Consider the following 19,857-nt stretch of genomic DNA (forward strand, 5'->3'; position numbering starts at 1 on the left):
GTCCGAGCCATTTTGATCGCAAGCGACGATCGGATAATAGGCCCGTTGCGGCGCAAAGACCCGTAGCATCGCGTAATCTCTATCGGGGCCTTCGCGGCCGATCCGGCTGGGGAGATTGCCTGTCCAGCAAGGAACGACGCGAGATCGGCCGCCGAATCCCAATCGTCGCCTCGTATGGCGACCGGGATGCGGCTGTCAGAAGCCGGCGACCGTAGGTTCGCGTATTTTACGTCTCCTGCAGGTGCGGCTGTTATATAGTTTTCGCACTGCTTAGGGCAGTTCGTCGGCGGGGGCGGAGATGGCGTCGGGAGAAAGTGGTTCGACATATTTGTCCGCCCTTGAAGCGGCAGAAGCTCATTTTCCCGACCAGGCAAGGCTGGTGCAGCGACTTTTTTACGTCAACGACACGTTTCGAAGCATGTGTGAGGATCTGGCGGCGGCGGCGCAGGCATTGGCGCATGTCGAACAGCTGTCCGACTCTGTGAGGGAGGCGCGACGGCTGGAATATGCAGGCTTGGTCGATGCGTTGCTGAAAGAAATGAGGGAAGCGATAGCACAATCGAAAATTGTGATGCTCAGGCGGACTCCCGTGAGTCCAAAACTACGGTGAACGCTTCTGTCATTCAATAATTAGAGGGAGGTCCTTGTGCGATGAATAGAGTTTCACGCAAGCTGCTGGTTGGGTTGTCGACCCTGGCGATCATCACGCTGCAGCTGGCACTCCCAGTGCGAGCGCAGGCTCCTGCCCCGGCTGCTGCGCCCAACCAGGCGGAGGCAGAACCGTCCACGGCTACACTCCTTTCAGACGATGAACTTGAAGTGCTCGTGGCGCGGATCGCGCTTTATCCGGACGAACTGGTCGCGGCGATTTCGGCCGCATCGCTCTTCCCCTTGCAGATCATCGAAGCCCAGCGCTTTCTGGATGCGAAAAACAAGAACGCCGACCTCAAGCCCAAGAGCGACTGGGACGGCAGCGTCGTCTCGTTGCTGAACTACCCCGATATCGTCAAGATGATGAGTGAGGATCTCGATTGGACCCAGTCGCTTGCCGATGCGCTCGCCAACCAGCAGAAGGATGTGCTGATTGCCATTCAGCAACTTCGCGATGAAGCAGTGGCAAAAAACATTATCAAGACGGATGACAAGGTGACGGTCGTTACGGAAAACGACAATGTCATCATCCGTCCCACCGATCCGGAAAAAATCTATATCCCGCAATATGCGCCGGAGATGCTTTACGACCCAGGCTATGCATCCGAGCCGATCTCCTACTATCCGGAGCCGTACGACAATTATTACTATCCCGGAGCCGCTTTTTTTGCCGGCGCGGTCACCGGGCTCGCCTGGGCGGCCGTCGTTAATTGGGACGACTGGGGGGTGTGGGGCGGTCGCTGGGGCGGTGGTGACATCGATATCGACTGCAACAATTGCCTGAACGGTCGAGACTTCAATGGCAAGATGAAGTGGAACGATGTCGATTGGTCGAAGGTCGATCGCAGCAAAATGAGCATCGGCAAAGACCAGCTTGCCAAGCTTGACCGTTCGACGATCAAGTCCGGCCTGCAAGCCGACAACCGTAACCAGCTGCGGAACCAAGCCAAGGATTTCCAGGCTGGCGAGAGGCCAGGCAATCGTGGAACGGCGGCGCGCGCCGACGATATTCGAAAAGGCACGGTGCAAGGGCTGAAGTCCAAACCGCAGGGAAACAAGCCGACGGCCGCCACTCGTCAGAATGCAACCCGGCCCGAAGCCCGTCCTCAATCGGCTAATCGCGCAGCCAAGCCAGCACAGAAATCGGTCAAGAAGCCCAACAAACCGCAGATGGCCGCCAGACCCGATAATCGCAACCGGCAGCCGAATGCGCTTGGGAATGTCCAATCCGGCCGCCGGGAGGCGGTCTCTTCGAAGCGGGGGGCGCAGAGCATGGGCAGCCAACCTCGCTCTGCACCGCGTGCGGCGCCACAGCGCTCCCGTCCTCCTGTATCGCGTGGTGGTGGCGGCGGCCGTGGTGGTGGCGGCGGTGGCCGTGGCGGCGGCGGCCGGCGATAGATATCTTCCTTCCAAGACTGCCGGAGGTATATGATGAGAACTCAATCAACCTTGATCCCGCTTATGATTTCTGCCGTGCTCTGCGTGGTCTCCGCGACCCCGTCAGCATCGCAGATGCGGACCGATCTCACGGAGTTTGCGACGGCAGGTCCGACGCCGTCGTTTGGCACGCCGGGGGCGGTTCTCGATCGCCTCAAGGCAGTTCTGGCTTCCAACGATGTCGACGGGTTTGCAGGCCTTCTCGGCCTGAAAGCGGACAAGCTGCGGTCCAGCAACGAGGCGATGATCACATATGGGTTGATCCGCGAAGGCGCCGCGCGGCAGATGATTCTGGAGGATCTCGGGGGACGGAAGTTCATTGCGATCGGCGACCGTCTCTGGCCCCTGCCGTTTCCGCTCACCGAGGGCAAGGACGGGAAATGGTCCTTCGACACGCAGCGCGGCCTGGCGGAGATCGTCAATCGGCGCGTCGGCGAAAACGAGCTCGCGACGATCGATACCATGCACGAATATGTGGTCGCGCAATATCAATATGCATCCGACGATCGCGACGGTGACGGTATTTACGAGTTCGCCAAAAAATTGATCAGCAGTCCCGGCAAGCTGGACGGCCTTTACTGGGATCCAAGCGTCTATCCGGAGGAAAGCCCGGCAAGCGCGCTGGTCGAGACAGCTGCCTTCGGTGCCGCCAAACGCGGGGAAGGTTATTTCGGATATCGCTATCGCATCCTGACAGCCCAGGGTGACAATGTGCTCGGCGGCAAACAAAGCTACCTCGTCAATGGTTACTTGACCGGCGGCTTTGCGCTCATCGCCTGGCCGGTCTCATATCGGGTGACCGGCGTGCAGACTTTTATCGTCAACGGGATGAACGTCATCTATCAACGCGATCTCGGGCCGCAAACGGAACAGCGCGCCGCGGCGATCATGGAATTCAATCCAGACGCCGATTGGACCGTTGTCAGTGAATAGGGTTTTACACTGCCTGCGCGTCTCCAGAGGGGCGCCATTATCAGTCGCCGCATTCTGCACCCAAGGGAGGCTTACTTGAGGCAGCGGCCATAGCGCGGTTGGAATAGCTATCGTTGCCCGTGACTTCTCGCCCAAGCCATTGCGGCAGGACCGGCAGATCATCTTCACTCGCCATTTCGATCTCGGCAAGCGTCAATCCCTCATAGGCTCCGGCAAAGACGTCCACATCCCAGTTTCTGCCCTCGTACAGGACCCGATAGCGCGTTTTCTCAATGACGTGGCCGGTCGCATGGTGAAGCAGGTCCCGCGCCTCATCGACCGGAATCTCATATTCATATTCGTCTTTGGCGAGCCCTGTCGTGCGGAATTTGATCGTCAGGCAAGCTGAACGACCGTCGATCAAGCGAACACGAACCGAGTTCTCATCGCGAGATAAATAGGCTTGCTGCAGGACATGCGAAATGCCGGCACAATCGCGCCAGCTATTGTTACGCACGAGGAACTTGCGCTCGATCTCGATCGCTTTCAAGTTGATCACCCCCTACTTTACTGCCGGTCAGTCGACCGGCGGCTCCCAAGTGAGGAAGAAGCCGACGTCTCCGGGCATGCCATCCGGGAAGTTGATGATCATGGCCTTCAGCCCATAACCCTGTGGCTTGGCCACCTGCTCGAAGAGCTCCAGGAGTTCCTTTGCCTTTCCCTGCAGCGTCTTCTGCCATCCCGGCAGGTTGTTGTTGATGGCACGGCCGCTGTCGGTGCAAAACGTCGAGGGAAAACTGTAGATCAATGCCTCGTATTTGCCGTCTGCCGCCGCTTTCATCACAAGGCGCTTGATGACGGCGCGTTCCGTTTCGCCGATCTGCTTGCGGAAAAAATCCTCGACGAATTCCGCGTGTTTTTTTGCTTCACGCGCCATGATCCTTTCGTTGCGCTCCATCTCGACAAGCTGAAGCTCCAGAGCACGTTTGCGCAGCTCCTCTGCGCTTGTCATGGAATGGGGTGTAGAGCTCTCAGGTGATGTCATCGCAGCCTCCTCCAGAATACACGGCGATGATAGGGCGAGCTTGGAGACTAAGGCAGTAAGATACATGACGGCGTCGGTAGAATACGGTATCCTACGCTGGCATTTCGTAAGCCGTGACTGCGTCCATCTTCGGGCTAATCATCGGATTGGCTTAGAGTTGGTTAGGGTATTCGGCCGGGCGGCATTGCTGTTATGCCGCGGTGAGACTATCGTTTGAGACAGCGTGCTGCAGGTTGTTCGCAATCGGCGTCTGGGGGAACCGATGACGAGTGCAGGCATAAATAGGGTCGCCGCCTCGCAGGAGGAGGTACAGCAGCAACTTGAGCGCATTCTGTCCAGCCGCGAATTCCGCCTTCCCGAACGGACGAGGAAGTTCCTCGAATTTGTGGTCACGGAAACGTTGGCGGGCCGCCGTGACTATCTGAAGGCCTTTACCATCGCACAAGCGGTTTTTGGCCGGGACGCGAACTTCGATGCCCAGCAGGATCCCTGCGTTCGTATCGAAGCCGGCCGGCTGAGACGGGAACTCGAACACTATTACCTCACAGCCGGCGGCGCCGACCGGATCATCATCACCATCCCGAAGGGCGGCTACGCGCCGGTCTTCGATGTCATCGGCGGCGCTGAACCCGCAGATATCTTGCCGCCCGAACAGGCGAACGCGTCAGGCGCGGATAACGGACAGATACATGCAGCAACGGATGCCATCGGCCGGAACCCCGCGGACCGGCGCCTTTCGCCTCGATATTGGCTGCTTGCAGCAGGCACGGTGATTATCCTAGCCTCGACAGCGGCTATCCTTCGGCAGGTCGGGTCGCCGGGTGTAGAGCGCGAAACGGGACTGGGCGCCAACAACCGCCCCACCATCATCGTCGAGCGTTTTGACAATGTCTCTGGCGGGAACCTTGCCTCCGATATCTCTCGCGGCATGACCGACGACATCATCGAGAAGCTGGTGCGCTTCAATGATATCGTTGTCGTCACTGCCATGCCGCGGAGTAAATCCGGCGAAGCTTCGTTGGAGCCTCTCTATGCCCTGCAGGGAAGCGTGCGGCTCGAAGGCAGCATGCTGCGCTCGACGGCAAGGCTCGTGCGGCGGGCGGATGCGGCTGTCATCTGGGCAAACAATTACGATGCAGACATGACGGTGCAAGGCATCCCGAAAACGCAAGCAAGCCTTGCCGGGGATATCGCGACTGCGGTCGCGCGCCCTTTCGGCGTCATGTTTCAAACTGATACCGCGACCATCGCCGGACGCACAGACGCCTTTTCATGCATTCTCTCCTACTACAGCTACCGCAGCGAAATGACTGTGCAGGCGCATGAGGTGGCAAAATCCTGCCTGCAACGGGCCGTGGAGCAAATGCCGGCCGAATCCAATGTCGTGGCCCTTCTTTCGCTGATCCATCTCGACGAGTTCCGCTTTTCATACCAACTTCATACAAAAGCGACGGCCGCGACGCTCGGCCTGGCAAAGCAACTTGCCGAGCACGCGGTGCAGCTCGACCCGAAGAATGCACGCGCACTTCAGGCGCTGATGCTCGCCAATTTTTTCGACAATGATCCGGTTGCGGCCCTCAGCGCCGGCGCCAGCGCCTATGCCAGCAATCCGAACGATACCGAAGTGGCCGGTGAATACGGCCTGCGGCTGTCAATGTCGGGGGAATGGGAAAGAGGCTGCACGCTGATTTCAGAAGCGGTCGGCAAAAATGCCGGGCCACGCGGATATTATGAGGTCGGGATGGCGCTCTGCGCCTTCATGCGAGGCGATACACGGGCTGCGGAACTCTGGTCACGCATGTCGGATCTCAACTATAATCCGATGCATCGCCTGGTATTGCTCTCCATTCTCGGCGCGCTCGGAAAAAAGCAGGAGGCAGAGGAACAGCTTGATTGGATCCGACGCGAGTCACCCGCCTTGATCCCGAACATCAGGCAGGAGGTCACCAGCCGGCTGGCGCGGACCGAGGATCAGCGGCGGTTTCTTGCGGGAATAGAGGCTGCCGGTTTGTCGGTGCAATAGCCGAGAGATTGAGGTCGTGGGAGCGGAGTGCCTGCGTCGCCCGACGGCCTCTATTCCTGGAGTCTTTTCGTTGAATGCGCCAGACACGTCGCGTGATCCAACTACACCGCTTTCGCATGCACCTGCGATTATTCGGAATCGGTCTTCCCGTTAGCCAAGCGAGTTGAAGTCAGATTCGGCTGGACCAGTCTCTTGCTGGCAAAAGCCCTGCCGAAATGCGATTTCAGGTATGTTTCGAATTCAAGCGCCTTGTGCTTGTCACGAAAGGCGCAATACCAGAGCAAATTCCATGGTGCAAATTTGGCAGTGTGGGTAGATTTTCCGGCGTTGTGAGCGGCGAATCGCTGTTTCAGATCTGCGGTAGAGCCAGTGTATTCCTGATCGGAAAAATCGACGCTGCGGACAGCACGTCGTCGCCCTTCGGGCTATGCCGGGCACTGCTTCGGCCTAACGGTCTCCCGCGGCTGCGCCACGCGAAGCCCGTAAGGGCGAAGCGTGGTGGAGCTAAGCGGGATCGAACCGCTGACCTCTTGCATGCCATGCAAGCGCTCTCCCAGCTGAGCTATAGCCCCATCAAGGTGGTCCGGCTGAGCGCCGGTCCTGGGATGCTTCGCAGGGCGTGCCCTGCGGAGTGGCGGCTTATTACTTCCGGTTTTCGGAGATAGCAAGCCTAAAAAATTCGGCCCGGAGAATTTTTTCCTCACCGGGCCGAAATGCAGCCGTCAAACTTCGTCTTCGTCGCCGGTCACGCCGATGATGTCGCTCATGTCGTCATCGTCATCGTCTTCGTCGGGTGTGAGGAAGGTATCGTCGTCGTCATCGCCTTCGATTTCGACATCGTCGTCGCCGATATCGGGGATGTCGTCGCCGGAGGCGGCGTCATCGGCATCCTCAAGCGAAACCAGTTCGACTTCGGTGTTTTCGGTATCGACTTCCGCAACCTCGTCCTCTTCGGCAACATCGGCGATCGCCGAGGTTTCCTCGAAGAAGGACAGGGGGTAGGACTTGCCGGTATAAGGAGAAACGATCGGATCCCGGTTCAGATCATAAAACTTCTTGCCGGTTTCCGGATCGGTACGCTTGGTTCCAAGTTCCGCTTTCGCCACTATAAGCCTCGTGAGAATGGCCGAATGCAAGATTCGGCAAATGCCGTTCAAGCCGGCGTTCCATCGGAATTTATAAGCCGGTCCCCTTAATCGCTGCGGCTTCCCATGTCAAAGCCAAACTTTATGATCGGAGCGCAAGCTATTTCCGCCAGCGGCGGATGACCGCCCGGCGCGTTTATGGTAACGAGCCGCGGCAGCCGCAGAGCTGAACGAAGATCGTCACCGGAAGGTTCGGTCTTGCGCAGGAAATCCTGCGCCTTTACAAAGGATTACGCCGTGCATGGCGCCGCGCCGCCGCCTTTCAGCCAGGTGCCCCAGGATCGACACATGAGCAGCAAGACTTTCACCATCGCCATCGATGGCCCGGCTGCGGCCGGCAAGGGCACGCTTTCGCGCCGCATCGCCGAGCAATACGGCTTCCATCATCTCGACACCGGCCTGACCTACCGCGCCACGGCCAAGGCGCTGCTCGACGCCGGCCTGCCGTTTGACGACGAGGCGGTGGCCGAAAAGATCGCGCGGGAGGTTGAACTCGCCGGATTGGATCGCGATATACTTTCCAAGCATGAGATCGGCGAAGCGGCCTCGAAAATAGCCGTGATGCCGGCGGTGCGTCGGGCCCTGGTCGAGGCACAGCGACGATTTGCGACCAAGGCGCCGGGAACCGTGCTCGACGGGCGCGATATCGGCACGGTCGTCTGCCCGGATGCACCGGTCAAACTCTATGTGACGGCAACGCCGGAGGTGCGCGCTAGACGCCGTTACGACGAGATTCTCGGCAAGGGGGCGACGGCGGATTTCGATGTGATTTTCGAGGACGTGAAGCGGCGCGACGAACGCGACATGGGACGGGCCGACAGCCCTTTGAAACCAGCTGATGATGCGCACTTGCTTGATACGTCGGAAATGAGTATAGAGGCCGCGTTTCAAGCCGCTCAATCGATCATCGATGCGGTCTTGAGCCGAAATGCCTAAATTCAAGCGATTTTGCATGCTCAGACGCATGGATCGCTTCTAATACAGCAGCCTGAAATTCCGTCCAAGCGCCGGATTGCCTTCGTGAAAGAGGGCGGACTGGGTTCAGGCCCGTTCAACGCAAACCAACCGGCGCATACGTGTCCGCTCCGCTATTCAGGACACGCAGGAGATTTTATGTCAGTAGCTACTCCCTCTCGCGAGGATTTCGCGGCCCTTCTCGAAGAGTCCTTTGCCAAGAACGATCTGGCCGAAGGCTATGTCACCAAGGGCATCGTCACGGGCATCGAAAAGGATGTCGCCGTTGTCGACGTCGGCCTGAAGGTCGAAGGCCGCATCGCGCTCAAGGAATTCGGCGCGCGCGCCAAGGATGGCCAGCTCAAGGTTGGCGATGAAGTCGAAGTTTACGTTGAGCGCATTGAAAACGCGCTCGGCGAAGCCGTTCTGTCGCGCGAGAAGGCTCGCCGCGAAGAGAGCTGGGTCAAGCTCGAAGCCAAGTTCGAAGCCGGCGAGCGCGTCGAAGGCGTGATCTTCAACCAGGTCAAGGGCGGCTTCACGGTCGACCTCGACGGTGCGATCGCCTTCCTGCCGCGTTCGCAGGTCGATATCCGCCCGATCCGCGACGTCACGCCGCTGATGCACAACCCGCAGCCCTTCGAAATCCTCAAGATGGACAAGCGCCGCGGCAACATCGTCGTATCGCGCCGTACGGTTCTGGAAGAATCCCGTGCCGAGCAGCGCTCTGAAATCGTTCAGAACCTCGAAGAAGGCCAGGTTGTTGACGGCGTCGTCAAGAACATCACCGATTACGGTGCGTTCGTCGACCTCGGCGGCATCGACGGCCTGCTGCACGTCACCGACATGGCATGGCGCCGTGTGAACCATCCATCGGAAATCCTGAACATCGGCCAGCAGGTCAAGGTTCAGATCATCCGCATCAACCAGGAAACCCACCGCATCTCGCTCGGCATGAAGCAGCTCGAGAGCGATCCTTGGGATGGCATCCAGGCCAAGTATCCGGAAGGCAAGAAGATTTCCGGTACCGTCACGAATATCACCGACTACGGTGCATTCGTCGAGCTGGAGCCGGGCATTGAAGGCCTGATCCACATTTCGGAAATGTCCTGGACCAAGAAGAACGTACACCCCGGCAAGATCCTGTCCACCAGCCAGGAAGTCGAAGTCGTCGTTCTCGAAGTCGATCCGTCCAAGCGCCGTATCTCGCTCGGCCTCAAGCAGACGCTGGAAAACCCGTGGGCAGCATTCGCCCGCAGCCATCCGGCCGGCACTGAAGTCGAAGGCGAAGTCAAGAACAAGACCGAATTCGGCCTGTTCATCGGCCTCGACGGCGATGTCGACGGCATGGTGCACCTCTCCGACCTCGACTGGAACCGTCCGGGCGAACAGGTCATCGAGGAGTTCAACAAGGGTGACGTCGTCAAGGCCGTCGTTCTCGACGTCGATGTCGAGAAGGAACGTATCTCGCTCGGCATCAAGCAGCTCGGCAAGGATGCGGTCGGCGACGCCGCTGCATCGGGCGACCTGCGCAAGAATGCGGTCGTTTCCTGCGAAGTCATCGCGGTCAACGACGGCGGCGTCGAAGTGAAGCTCGTCAACCACGAGGACATCACTTCCTTCATCCGCCGCGCCGACCTCGCCCGCGACCGCGACGAACAGCGCCCCGAGCGCTTCTCGGTCGGCCAGGTCTTCGACGCCCGCGTCACCAACTTCTCCAAGAAGGACCGCAAGATCATGCTGTCCATCAAGGCTCTGGAGATTGCGGAAGAGAAGGAAGCCGTTGCCCAGTTCGGTTCGTCCGACAGCGGCGCTTCGCTCGGCGACATCCTGGGCGCAGCGCTCAAGAACCGCGGCGGCGAATAAGCCTCGCATCAGCCTTTGAATTGAAGAACCCGCCGGAGCGATCCGGCGGGTTCTTCATTTTCAGGTTATTTATTCCCAGCCGACCATGCGCTGATAGAGCGCATAAACCGGGTCGGCGGCCGCGCCTGACTGATATGGCGTCGGCTCGGTATCGATCATTCTCGGCGTCCGGCGCTGAGGCGCCGCATTGGCTGCTTCGCCATCGGCCGCGGCATCCCCGCCGCCGGATTGCGCCTGCTGCTTATCCTCTTGCTGCTGATCTGGCGGTGCCCCATCGTGGTGGTGCTGATTCTGGTGGCTGGTTTCATCCGCCTTCCCGTTCGGCGGGACATCCTTGGCGAACTGATAGGGCAGCTGCGTATAGGCAAGTCCCTCCGGCATCCTTGCTGCAAGCGGGACATAGGCCGTCTCGGGAATCGCCGTCATTGGCAGTGGCGCATCGGTCTCTTTCGGTTGGCGGGCAGCCGCAGCCACGATCTCCGTTTCCATCGGCGATGGGTGCAGCGCTGCGGAGGGGCGCGCGTCGGCTGCTGCGAGGTCAGCCGGCTGCCTGGTCAAGGTTTCGGCCGCATCGCTGATGACGGCATCGTCGAGTATCGTATCGATCTCCACGGCCGCTTCGACGGGACCATCCTCCAGCACCGCTTCGACATCCTGCTCGCGGATGATGGTGACAATCATCTCGGAGACCTCTTCGGTCATCGAAGCGGCAATTCCTGTCCAGTTCCTTGGAATGACAGGATCGCCCTTTTCCGACACAGTGCGAGGCTGGAGGGCGGGCGCCTCCGGCGTTTCCCGCGCCTCCTCGGCCGCTGTGGCTTCGGCCGGCAAGGCTGGCGCGGTGTCGATCTCCTGCCGTTCAGATTCTTCCGCGGCGACCTCGCTTGCCGCTGCCGACGCGGACTGAGCCCGGTTTTCAGGCCGCGGCGTTTCCGGATCGGCTACCTCAACGGCCTCGGCGATCACCGCTTCCTCGGCGGTGGCCAGCGCCGCCGCCTCGATGAGCGCGCCGGGCGGCGCCGACAGCTCGTCTGCCGGCTTGCGCATGGCGGCAGGCTCATGATCCTCATGCAGCTGGATCTCCGGCCGGGCTTCAGCGCGCATCGGCGAAGCGTCATTCTGGCCGTACGAGCGCACGACAGCGCGAGCGGCGAGATCGCGGTCCTTGTAGCGGACGATTTCCAGATAGGCGACGATCCGCGCCGCTTCCGGGCCTGCAGGGTTCTTCAGGGCTGCGGCAATCATCCGAAGTGGCAGGCTGTGGCCTTGCTCCGTCAATTGGCGCTCGACCTCGTCGATTCTGACGCCCGGCAGCCGCAGGATGGCATCGGCTAGCCGGGAGGCGAAGGCAAGATTGGTTTCGTCCTCGCCGCGATCTAGCGAGATGGCGCGGCCGGCGGCATCAATGGCATCGAAGAGGGCCTCGATCATGCGCTCGCGTGCGGCAAGCAGCAGGATACTGAGCTTGCCGGCAACGGCGGAATTCAGGTCGGCGGCTTCGACGGCGTTGACCGACGCGGGAGCAATCACAGAACGGCCGAGGCCGCCGGCGACGATCGCCGCAGTCTGGCCTTGAGACGAAAAGCTTGCATTGGACGCTGCACGAACGGGAGTCAACATGGCATGCTCCTTTCGTAAAGTGACGATGAAAGCAGGCTCTATAAAGGACCGCGCTCATCCGGCCCCTTGCATCCCCGCAGATCCTCCTGTCCGCATGACGCAATACCGGCGTCATCGAAATGCATAAATATTAATGGGAATTTTAGGAAAGAGGCGTTAACGAATTGCTAACGGCCGCGGACCAGCCGCTTCCACGATCCTTGTTTCACGCAAGGCGCGGGCAATTTACTCAGCTATGGGCGAAGATATCGGCCTCTTCCCAGCCGAGCAGGTCGAGCTTGGCGCGGGTCGGCAGGAATGCGAAGCAGGCCGTCGCATGGTCGAAGCGGCCGTCGCGGATCAGGCGCGCGGTCAGCTTGTCGCGCAAAGCATGCAGGTAAAGCACGTCGGAAGCGGCATATTCGAGCTGGGCCGGAGACAGCGTTTCGGCCGCCCAATCTGAAGACTGCTGCGCCTTGGAGATATCGACGTCCAGCATCTCCTTGAGATTGTCCTTGAGGCCGTGGCGATCCGTATAGGTGCGGATCAGGCGCGAAGCGATCTTGGTGCAGAAGACCGGGTTCGTCGTGACGCCGAAAGTGTGGAAGAGCACGGCAATATCGAAGCGGCCGTAATGAAAGATCTTCTGATGGGTCGGATCTTCGAGCAGGGCGACGAGATTGGGAGCCGCTTTCTGGCCGGCGGCGATGCGGATGACGTCGGCGGTGCCATCACCAGGTGAAAGCTGGACGACACAGAGCCTGTCCCGGCGTGGCACCAGGCCGAGCGTTTCGGTGTCGATGGCAATCGCGCCGGTGTAGCGCGCGGCATCGGCCGCGGAAATGTCGCCTTCGTGATAACGTATGGTGGCGGCCATGAGACTATCTTTCGTTCGAATGCGTCCCCGACAGCGCCGCGCGTCTTTCAGACGCGCAAAGCACGCTGCGGTACTTATGAATTGCAGTATAATTTTATCCTTAAATCGGTTCCGATTTAAGGAATTATGCACTAGCCCTATAGCGCAAAGCCGCAAAATGCGAAACCGCTTCCTCTGCAGGCGCTTCAGAATGTCGGCGGCGTGTTGATCCAGAGAAGCACAGTTTCGCCGTCGTGGCGGTTACGCCAGGAATGGTAGCGGCGGCTTTCGAAATAAAGTGAATCGCCCGGACCGAGATCGAAGAACTGATCGCTGTCGAGCACCAGCTCGAGCCGGCCGGACAGGACATGCATAAATTCCTCGCCTTCATGGCGATAGGCGCCTTCACTCGCAGCGCCCGGCGCCAGCACGAAACGATGGCAATCCATCATTCTCGGGCCTTCGGCAAGCAACTGCACCGCAACTCCAGGCGTCGTTTCCGGCCAGCTGCGCCATTCCCCGGCACGCACCAGCACCGGCACCTCGGCGCTTTCTTCGCCGGAGAGACGTGAGACAGTGGTGCCGTAATACTCGGCGAGGTCATGCAGCGTCTTGAAACCGACGCCCTGCGAGGTGCGCTCCAGCGTCGAAAGTGTCGAGGAGGTGACGCCGATATCGCCGGCCACCTGATCCAGCGTCTTGCCGGCGGCGTGGCGCAGGCTGCGCAGCTTGCGGCCGAGGCCGGTATCCTGACTTGCCTCGGCGCCATCGGCGGAAGGTTCCTCACCTTCCAGCGCCTCGCGGATGGCGGCGGGATTGAGACCGCGTTCGGCCCGATACCAGGAGATGCGCTTCAGCCGCGCCACATCCTCGGCGCTGTATTGGCGATGACCGGTCTGCGAACGGCCGGGAACGACCAGGCCCTGGCTTTCCCAGAGACGCAGCGTCGAGGCCGAAACGCCCGCCAGCCGTGCGGCTTCCGCCACCTTGTAGCGTACCGGCCCGTTATCGTTCATCCGCCAATATCCCCGATTCCAATCGCTGCCGAGCATTTATCAAAATGCGTGATGTTTGAAGCAAAAAATCCCACTTGTTTTCTTGCAGGAAAAATGTAGGAGTTTTATAGGCAAATTGCAGAACTTATACAAGATAATTTCAAACCCTTCAGACAGGAGCGCATCGATGACCGCGACGAGCCTTACGGACCGGAAGAACGCCGCCATTTCACGGGGCGTCGGCATGACGACCCAGATCTATGCCGATCGCGCCGAGAATGCCGAGATCTGGGACAAGGAAGGCCGTCGCTACATCGATTTCGCCGCCGGCATCGCCGTTCTCAACACCGGCCACCGCCATCCCCGGGTCATCGCAGCGGTCAAGGATCAGCTCGATCGCTTCACCCATACCTGCCATCAGGTCGTGCCCTACGAAAGCTATGTGCATCTCGCCGAACGGCTGAACGCGCTGGTGCCTGGTGATTTCGAGAAGAAGACGATCTTCGTAACGACGGGCGCAGAAGCGGTCGAAAATGCCGTCAAGATCGCCCGTGCGGCAACCCGCCGTTCGGCCGTCATCGCCTTTGGTGGCGGCTTTCACGGCCGCACCTTCATGGGCATGGCGCTGACCGGCAAGGTGGTGCCCTACAAGGTCGGCTTCGGCGCCATGCCGGGCGACGTCTTCCACGTCCCCTTCCCGGTCGAACTGCACGGCGTCACCGCCGACCAGTCGCTCGCGGCGCTGAAGAAGCTCTTCGCCGCCGATGTCGATCCGCAGCGTGTCGCCGCCATCATCCTCGAGCCGGTGCAGGGCGAAGGCGGCTTCTATTCCGCACCCCCAGCTTTCATGAAGGCGCTGCGCGAGCTTTGCGACCAGCACGGCATGCTGCTGATCGCCGACGAGGTGCAGACCGGTTTTGCCCGCACCGGCCGGATGTTCGCGATGGATCATCACGAGGTGGCGGCCGACCTGACGACAATGGCAAAGAGCCTTGCCGGCGGCTTTCCGCTCGCCGCCGTCACCGGCCGCGCCGAAATCATGGATGCGCCGGGACCGGGCGGGCTCGGCGGCACCTATGGCGGTAATCCGCTCGGCATCGCGGCCGCCCACGCAGTGCTCGACGTCATTGCCGACGAGGATCTCTGCGGCCGTGCCGACCAGCTCGGCGGCCGGCTGAAGCAGCGGTTGGAATCGCTGCGCGAGACAGTGCCCGAGATCGTCGATATCCGCGGGCCGGGCTTCATGAACGCCGTCGAATTCAACGACCGAAAGACGGGATTGCCGAGCGCCGATTTCGCCAACCGGGTGCGGCTGGCAGCACTCGGCAAGGGCTTGATCCTGCTCACTTGCGGCGTCCACGGCAACGTCATCCGCTTTCTCGCGCCGATCACCATCCAGGACGAAGTGTTCGGCGAGGCGCTCGACATTCTCGAGGCCTCGATGCTGGAAGCGACTTCGGCCAAGTGACGCGATGGGTCCCGAATTACAAGGGTTGCCGGCAACAGGCGGCCGCTCCCAAGGAGATATGACATGGCTTTCACCACCGCCCTGACAAGGCACGTTCCCTTCTCTTCGCCGTTCCTGCGCGCTGCCGGCTATGTCAACGGCGTCTGGACATCGGGCGATGCCACAAAGACCTTTGACGTGCTCAATCCGGCAACCGGCGAACTGCTTGCTTCGCTGCCCGACATGGGGGCAGCCGAGACGCGGGCGGCGATCGATGCGGCCTATGCCGCCCAGCCGGCCTGGGCTGCCCGCCCGGCCAAGGAGCGCAGCACCCTCCTGCGCAAATGGTTCGACCTGATGGTCTCCAATGCTGACGAACTCGCCGCGATCCTGACCGCCGAAATGGGCAAGCCGTTCGCGGAAGCGCGCGGCGAGATTCTCTATGCCGCATCCTATATCGAATGGTATGCCGAGGAAGCCAAGCGCATCTATGGCGAGACGATCCCGGCGCCGTCTCAAGATAAGCGCATGATCGTCATCAAGCAGCCGGTCGGCGTCGTCGGCACGATCACGCCGTGGAATTTCCCGGCGGCGATGATCGCCCGCAAGGTGGCTCCGGCGCTTGCCGTCGGCTGCACTGTCGTGTCGAAGCCCGCCGAACAGACGCCGCTGACGGCGATTGCCCTTGCCGCGCTCGCCGAACAGGCCGGCATTCCGGCCGGCGTCTTCAACCTCATCGTCGGCGTCGACGGCCCGGCGATCGGCCGCGAGCTTTGCGGCAATGACAAGGTGCGCAAGATCAGCTTCACCGGCTCGACGGAAGTCGGCCGCATCCTGATGCGGCAGTGCGCCGATCAGATCAAGAAAGTGAGCCTGGAGCTCGGCGGCAACGCGCCGTTCATCGTCTTCGGCGATGCCGATCTCGACGCCGCCGTCGAGGGCGCGATCGCCTCCAAATACCGCAATGCCGGCCAGACCTGTGTCTGCGCCAACCGCCTCTACATCCAGTCGGGCGTCTATGACGCCTTCGCGGCCAAGCTTGCCGCCAAGGTCGCCGCAATGTCGGTCGGCGACGGCTTCACGCCGGGTGTCGAGATCGGGCCGCTGATCGACGAGCAGGGCCTTGCCAAGGTGGAAGACCATGTCGGCGACGCGCTTGCCAAGGGCGCCAAGCTGCTGACCGGCGGCAAGCGCATCGACGGCGCCGGCACCTTCTTTGCGCCGACGGTGCTGGCCGGCGTTGCGCGCGGCATGAAGGTGGCGCGCGAGGAAACCTTCGGGCCAGTGGCGCCGCTCTTCCGCTTCGAGACGGCCGAAGATGTCATCGCTCAAGCCAATGATACGGAATTCGGCCTTGCCGCCTATTTCTATGCCGGCGACCTGAAGAAGGTCTGGCGGGTGGCGGAAGCGCTGGAATATGGGATGATCGGCATCAATACCGGTATCATGTCATCCGAGACCGCGCCTTTCGGCGGCATCAAGCAATCCGGCCTCGGCCGCGAGGGTTCACGCCACGGCGCCGACGACTATCTGGAAATGAAATATCTCTGCATCGGCGGCGTCTGATCGGCCAGCCGGGAAAATCGCGCACGCGGCCTCTCGCCGCGTGCCGTCAATAATGCGGCGGGCGGGTAATACCAGGCGCTTCCAGCGACTGCTCCTCGAGCGACAGGAAACGTTCGGTCAGCCGGTCGAGCTTGGAGCGCATCTGCTCGACGATCTTCCATTGCTCGGTCAGCTGATCGGAAAGCTCCTCGATCGTCTTGGCCTGATGGGCCAGCATTTCCTCCAGCCGGGTGATGCGGTTCGTCTCGTCGGACATCGATCCTCCTTTGCCGAAACCGGCAATACAGTGCTCCTCCCAAAGCGGAAATAGGCCGCTTCGTCAATGCTTTCCATGGCTGGTGCGACCGTGCGCAAAAACCGAACCATCCGGTTACTAAAAGACCTTGCCGCGCCTGATGTTGTGGGGTAGGCCCTTATCCATCAGGGAGGAATACTGATGGATGTAGGAAACGGCTTTCTTCATCCGGACCGGCTCTTTCCGGCCGACCCGGCAATACGGACCATTGCGCGCGACCTCTACGAGACGGTGCGCAATCTTCCGATCGTCAGCCCGCACGGGCATACCGAACCGTCCTGGTTCGCCGACGACAAGCCCTTCGAAGATGCGGCCTCGCTGCTGGTCATTCCCGATCACTATCTCTTCCGGATGCTGCACAGCGTCGGCGTTCCCTTGGACGAGCTCGGCGTTCCCAGGCTCGACGGCAAGCCGGTGGCTGCGGGGCGGACGATTTGGCGAACCTTTGCCAAGCATTATCATCTCTTCCGCGGAACGCCGTCGAGCCTCTGGGTCGACCACGCCATGTCGGCCGTGCTCGGCTGCACCGAGCCGCTGACATCAGACAATGCCGATGCGCTCTATGACCATATCAATACTCAGCTCGCCCTTCCCGAATTCCGCCCGCGGGCGCTGCATCAGCGATTCGGCATCGAAACGATCGCGACGACGGAGGGCGCGCTTGACCCGCTGACACATCATCAGAAGATGACCGCCGACGGCTGGATCGGCAAGGTGCGCACCACTTACCGGCCGGACAGCGTCACCGATCCGGATGCGGTCGGCTTCCGCGATAATCTCGTCAAGTTCGGCGAGATCACTGGCGCTGACGTGACGCGCTGGGAGGGCCTGATCGAGGCGCACCGGCGCCGGCGCGCCTATTTCCGCCAGTTCGGCGCCACCGCGACCGATCACGGCGTACCCACAGCCTTCACCGCCGATCTGCTGCTTGCGGAAAAGCAGGCGCTGCTCGACAAGGCGCTGAGGGGGCCGCTGTCGGCTGCGGAGGCGGAACTCTTCCGCGGCCAGATGATGACCGAGATGGCCGGGCTTTCGGCCGAGGACGGCATGGTCATGCAGATCCATGCGGGGTCGCGGCGCAACACCGACAGCGGGCTGTTTGCGACGCGCGGCCCGAATATGGGCGCCGATATTCCGACCCGCACCGACTGGGTCGGCGGCCTCAATGCGCTGCTTTCCAGATACGGCCATGCGCCGGGGCTGCGGGTGCTGCTCTTCACCCTCGACGAGACGACCTATGCGCGCGAAATGGCGCCGATGGTCGGCCATTGGCCCTGCCTGATGATCGGCCCGCCCTGGTGGTTCCACGACAGCCCGCTCGGCATCCGCCGCTATCTCGACCAGGTGGTGGAAACGGCAGGCTTCGCCAATATGGCCGGTTTCAACGACGATACGCGGGCGCTGCTTTCGATCCCGGCGCGGCATGATGTCTGGCGCCGCGAAGTCTGCCGTTTCCTCGCCGGGCTCGCCGCCGAGCACCGGATTTCCAAGAGCGACGCCGCGATCGTGGCGGGCGAACTTTCCTATGGCAATGCGAAGAAGGCCTACAAGCTGTGAGCGAACGACTGCAGACCCTTTCCGGCCTCGCCCCGACGGCGAAGCTTCCCGCCTATGACCGCAGCCGGCTGAAAAGCGGCATCCTGCATCTGGGACCCGGCGCCTTTTTTCGCGCGCATTTCGCACCGTTTACCGATGGCGCGCTGGCCGCCGCAGCCGGCGACTGGGGTATCGAGGTGGCAAGCCTGCGCACGCCCGATGTCGCCGACAATCTGAGCGCCCAGAACGGGCTCTATACGACACTGATCCGCGATACATCAGGCACGACGGCCGAGGTGATCGGCTCGATCCTGAAGGCGCATGTGGCGCCGCGCGATCCGGCCGGCCTGCTGGCGCGGCTCGAAGATCCCGCGATCCGCATCGTCAGCATGACGGTGACGGAAAAGGCCTATGGTTTCGATCCCGCAACCGGCGGTCTCGACCTTAAACATCCCGATATCGTCGCCGACCTCGCCAACCGGCATGCACCGCGCGGCGTCATTGGCTACCTGGTGGAGGGCCTTGCGCGCCGACGGCAGAAGGGCATCGCCCCGTTTACGCCGCTCAGCTGCGACAACCTGCCGAGCAACGGCGCCGTGCTGAAGCGCCTGGTGCTCGAATTCACCTCCCGCATCGATGCCGATCTGCATCGCTGGATCGAAGCGAACGTGCCCTTCCCGTCGACGATGGTCGACCGTATCACGCCGGCCAGCACCGACGCGACCTATGCCGATGCCGAGCGGCTGACGGGCCGCACGGATATGGCGGCGATCGAGACGGAACCTTTTACGCAATGGGTCATCGAAGACCATTTCGCCGATGGCCGTCCGGCCTGGGAAAAGGTGCGCGGCGCGCTGATGGTCGAAGACGTTTCAGCTTATGAGAAGATGAAGCTCCGGATGCTGAACGGCGCCCATTCGCTGCTTGCCTATCTCGGTTATATCGGCGGCTATGAATTCATCCGGGACGTGATGGACGATGCCGCCCTGGCAGCCCTGGCCTATCGCCATATGCATGCAGCGGCGAGAACGCTCGATCCGGTGCCGGGCATCGATCTCGACGACTATGCCAATGAATTGATAGCACGCTTTGCAAACAAGGCGATCGCGCACCGCACCTATCAGATCGCCATGGACGGCACGCAGAAGCTGCCGCAGCGGCTGCTGGAACCGGCATGCGAAGCGCTGGCGCATGGTGATCGGGCGGAGACCTATGCGATCGCCGTGGCGGCCTGGATGCGCTATGCGATCGGCGAACACGGCAATGGCGAGCGCTTCGAGCTGCGCGACCCCCGGGCCGCGGAAATCGCCGCACTCATTGCCGATGTCCCGCGCACCGGCCCGGCGATTTCGGCGGCTCTCTTCACCCTGCCCGGATTGTTCCCGGCGGCTTTGACCGGACACCGCGCCTGGGCGCAGGATGTCTCGGACAAGCTGGAGATCCTGATCCAGGACGACCGGCTGCCGTTGTTTTGAGGTTTTCTCTCTTCCTCGGACGCCTTGCTCTGACTAGGGAGAGATAGCGAGGCGCGTG

17 protein-coding genes, 1 tRNA gene and 1 pseudogene are annotated in these 19,857 nt (G+C 61.3%); 10 read left to right on the forward strand and 9 right to left on the reverse strand.

From position 1 onward, the window contains the following. Positions 1-298 precede the first annotated feature (298 nt). From K6N12_RS13760 to K6N12_RS13770, 3 genes are read left to right on the forward strand one after another with little or no spacing between them, the layout of a single operon-like run. Entirely contained in the window at positions 299-610 is a 312-nt protein-coding gene (locus K6N12_RS13760) for a hypothetical protein (protein WP_097628438.1), read from the forward strand. Between the two features lie 41 nt (positions 611-651). Then, positions 652-2,049 (forward strand): DUF3300 domain-containing protein, encoded by a 1,398-nt coding sequence (locus tag K6N12_RS13765; RefSeq protein WP_097628439.1) that lies wholly within the window; start codon positions 652-654, stop codon positions 2,047-2,049. 33 nt (positions 2,050-2,082) lie between these two features. Then, a complete protein-coding gene (locus K6N12_RS13770; RefSeq protein WP_097628440.1) occupies positions 2,083-3,021 on the forward strand; it encodes a DUF2950 family protein in 939 nt (312 codons plus the stop codon). A 40-nt stretch (positions 3,022-3,061) separates the two neighbouring features. Here K6N12_RS13770 and K6N12_RS13775 read toward each other — a convergent pair whose 3' ends face one another. Together K6N12_RS13775 and K6N12_RS13780 are read right to left on the reverse strand one after the other, a co-directional pair. Continuing rightward, the gene (locus tag K6N12_RS13775) at positions 3,062-3,550 is read right to left on the reverse strand and encodes a CYTH domain-containing protein (protein ID WP_097628485.1); all 489 of its coding nucleotides are present in this window, start codon (positions 3,548-3,550) and stop codon (positions 3,062-3,064) included. A gap of 27 nt (positions 3,551-3,577) precedes the next feature. Then, a complete protein-coding gene (locus tag K6N12_RS13780) occupies positions 3,578-4,045 on the reverse strand; it encodes a hypothetical protein (RefSeq protein WP_097628441.1) in 468 nt (155 codons plus the stop codon). Positions 4,046-4,307: 262 nt separating this feature from the next. Here K6N12_RS13780 and K6N12_RS13785 point away from each other — a divergent pair, with 262 nt between their 5' ends. Continuing rightward, positions 4,308-6,068: a hypothetical protein gene (locus K6N12_RS13785; RefSeq protein WP_097628442.1), complete on the forward strand. Its 1,761-nt coding sequence runs from the start codon at positions 4,308-4,310 to the stop codon at positions 6,066-6,068. Positions 6,069-6,196: 128 nt separating this feature from the next. Here the strand turns inward: K6N12_RS13785 and K6N12_RS13790 are convergent. From K6N12_RS13790 to K6N12_RS13800, 3 genes and pseudogenes are all read right to left on the reverse strand, one after another. Further along, positions 6,197-6,472: pseudogene (locus tag K6N12_RS13790) on the reverse strand (GIY-YIG nuclease family protein); the annotation flags it as partial. A gap of 92 nt (positions 6,473-6,564) precedes the next feature. After that, a tRNA-Ala gene (locus K6N12_RS13795) sits at positions 6,565-6,640 on the reverse strand. 150 nt (positions 6,641-6,790) lie between these two features. After that, positions 6,791-7,174 carry a TIGR02300 family protein gene (locus tag K6N12_RS13800; RefSeq protein ID WP_003589408.1) on the reverse strand — a complete coding sequence of 128 codons (384 nt, stop codon included), beginning with the start codon at positions 7,172-7,174 and terminating at the stop codon, positions 6,791-6,793. Positions 7,175-7,501: 327 nt separating this feature from the next. Here K6N12_RS13800 and cmk point away from each other — a divergent pair, with 327 nt between their 5' ends. Both cmk and rpsA read left to right on the forward strand, forming a co-directional pair. Beyond that, positions 7,502-8,149: a (d)CMP kinase gene (cmk, locus tag K6N12_RS13805; RefSeq protein ID WP_097628486.1), complete on the forward strand. Its 648-nt coding sequence runs from the start codon at positions 7,502-7,504 to the stop codon at positions 8,147-8,149. A gap of 177 nt (positions 8,150-8,326) precedes the next feature. Beyond that, positions 8,327-10,030, forward strand: coding sequence for a 30S ribosomal protein S1 (rpsA, locus tag K6N12_RS13810; protein WP_003571265.1), 1,704 nt, complete (start codon positions 8,327-8,329; stop codon positions 10,028-10,030). A 69-nt stretch (positions 10,031-10,099) separates the two neighbouring features. Here the strand turns inward: rpsA and K6N12_RS13815 are convergent, their stop codons facing one another. The 3 genes from K6N12_RS13815 to K6N12_RS13825 all read right to left on the reverse strand — a co-directional run bounded on the left by K6N12_RS13815 (position 10,100) and on the right by K6N12_RS13825 (position 13,501). Further along, positions 10,100-11,650 carry a hypothetical protein gene (locus K6N12_RS13815; protein WP_183781799.1) on the reverse strand — a complete coding sequence of 517 codons (1,551 nt, stop codon included), beginning with the start codon at positions 11,648-11,650 and terminating at the stop codon, positions 10,100-10,102. A 229-nt stretch (positions 11,651-11,879) separates the two neighbouring features. Continuing rightward, positions 11,880-12,506, reverse strand: a complete 627-nt coding sequence (locus K6N12_RS13820; RefSeq protein WP_097628444.1) for a ribonuclease D — start codon at positions 12,504-12,506, stop codon at positions 11,880-11,882. Between the two features lie 185 nt (positions 12,507-12,691). After that, the gene (locus tag K6N12_RS13825) at positions 12,692-13,501 is read right to left on the reverse strand and encodes a MerR family transcriptional regulator (RefSeq protein ID WP_097628445.1); all 810 of its coding nucleotides are present in this window, start codon (positions 13,499-13,501) and stop codon (positions 12,692-12,694) included. Positions 13,502-13,667: 166 nt separating this feature from the next. On the opposite strand from K6N12_RS13825, the gene K6N12_RS13830 reads away from it, so the two are divergent. Then, entirely contained in the window at positions 13,668-14,948 is a 1,281-nt protein-coding gene (locus tag K6N12_RS13830; RefSeq protein WP_097628446.1) for a 4-aminobutyrate--2-oxoglutarate transaminase, read from the forward strand. 63 nt (positions 14,949-15,011) lie between these two features. After that, positions 15,012-16,493 (forward strand): NAD-dependent succinate-semialdehyde dehydrogenase, encoded by a 1,482-nt coding sequence (locus K6N12_RS13835; RefSeq protein ID WP_097628447.1) that lies wholly within the window; start codon positions 15,012-15,014, stop codon positions 16,491-16,493. 46 nt (positions 16,494-16,539) lie between these two features. Here the strand turns inward: K6N12_RS13835 and K6N12_RS13840 are convergent, their stop codons facing one another. Continuing rightward, on the reverse strand, positions 16,540-16,749 hold the full coding sequence (locus K6N12_RS13840) for a SlyX family protein (protein ID WP_003589419.1): 210 nt from the start codon (positions 16,747-16,749) through the stop codon (positions 16,540-16,542). 180 nt (positions 16,750-16,929) lie between these two features. Between K6N12_RS13840 and uxaC the strand changes: the two genes are divergently transcribed. Next, positions 16,930-18,345 carry a glucuronate isomerase gene (gene uxaC, locus K6N12_RS13845; RefSeq protein ID WP_097628448.1) on the forward strand — a complete coding sequence of 472 codons (1,416 nt, stop codon included), beginning with the start codon at positions 16,930-16,932 and terminating at the stop codon, positions 18,343-18,345. Next, positions 18,342-19,799, forward strand: a complete 1,458-nt coding sequence (locus K6N12_RS13850) for a mannitol dehydrogenase family protein (protein WP_097628449.1) — start codon at positions 18,342-18,344, stop codon at positions 19,797-19,799. The genes uxaC and K6N12_RS13850 overlap by 4 nt, the downstream gene beginning before the upstream one ends. Positions 19,800-19,857 lie beyond the last annotated feature (58 nt).

Source organism: Rhizobium redzepovicii (assembly GCF_019793435.1).
Lineage (GTDB): Bacteria > Pseudomonadota > Alphaproteobacteria > Rhizobiales > Rhizobiaceae > Rhizobium > Rhizobium redzepovicii.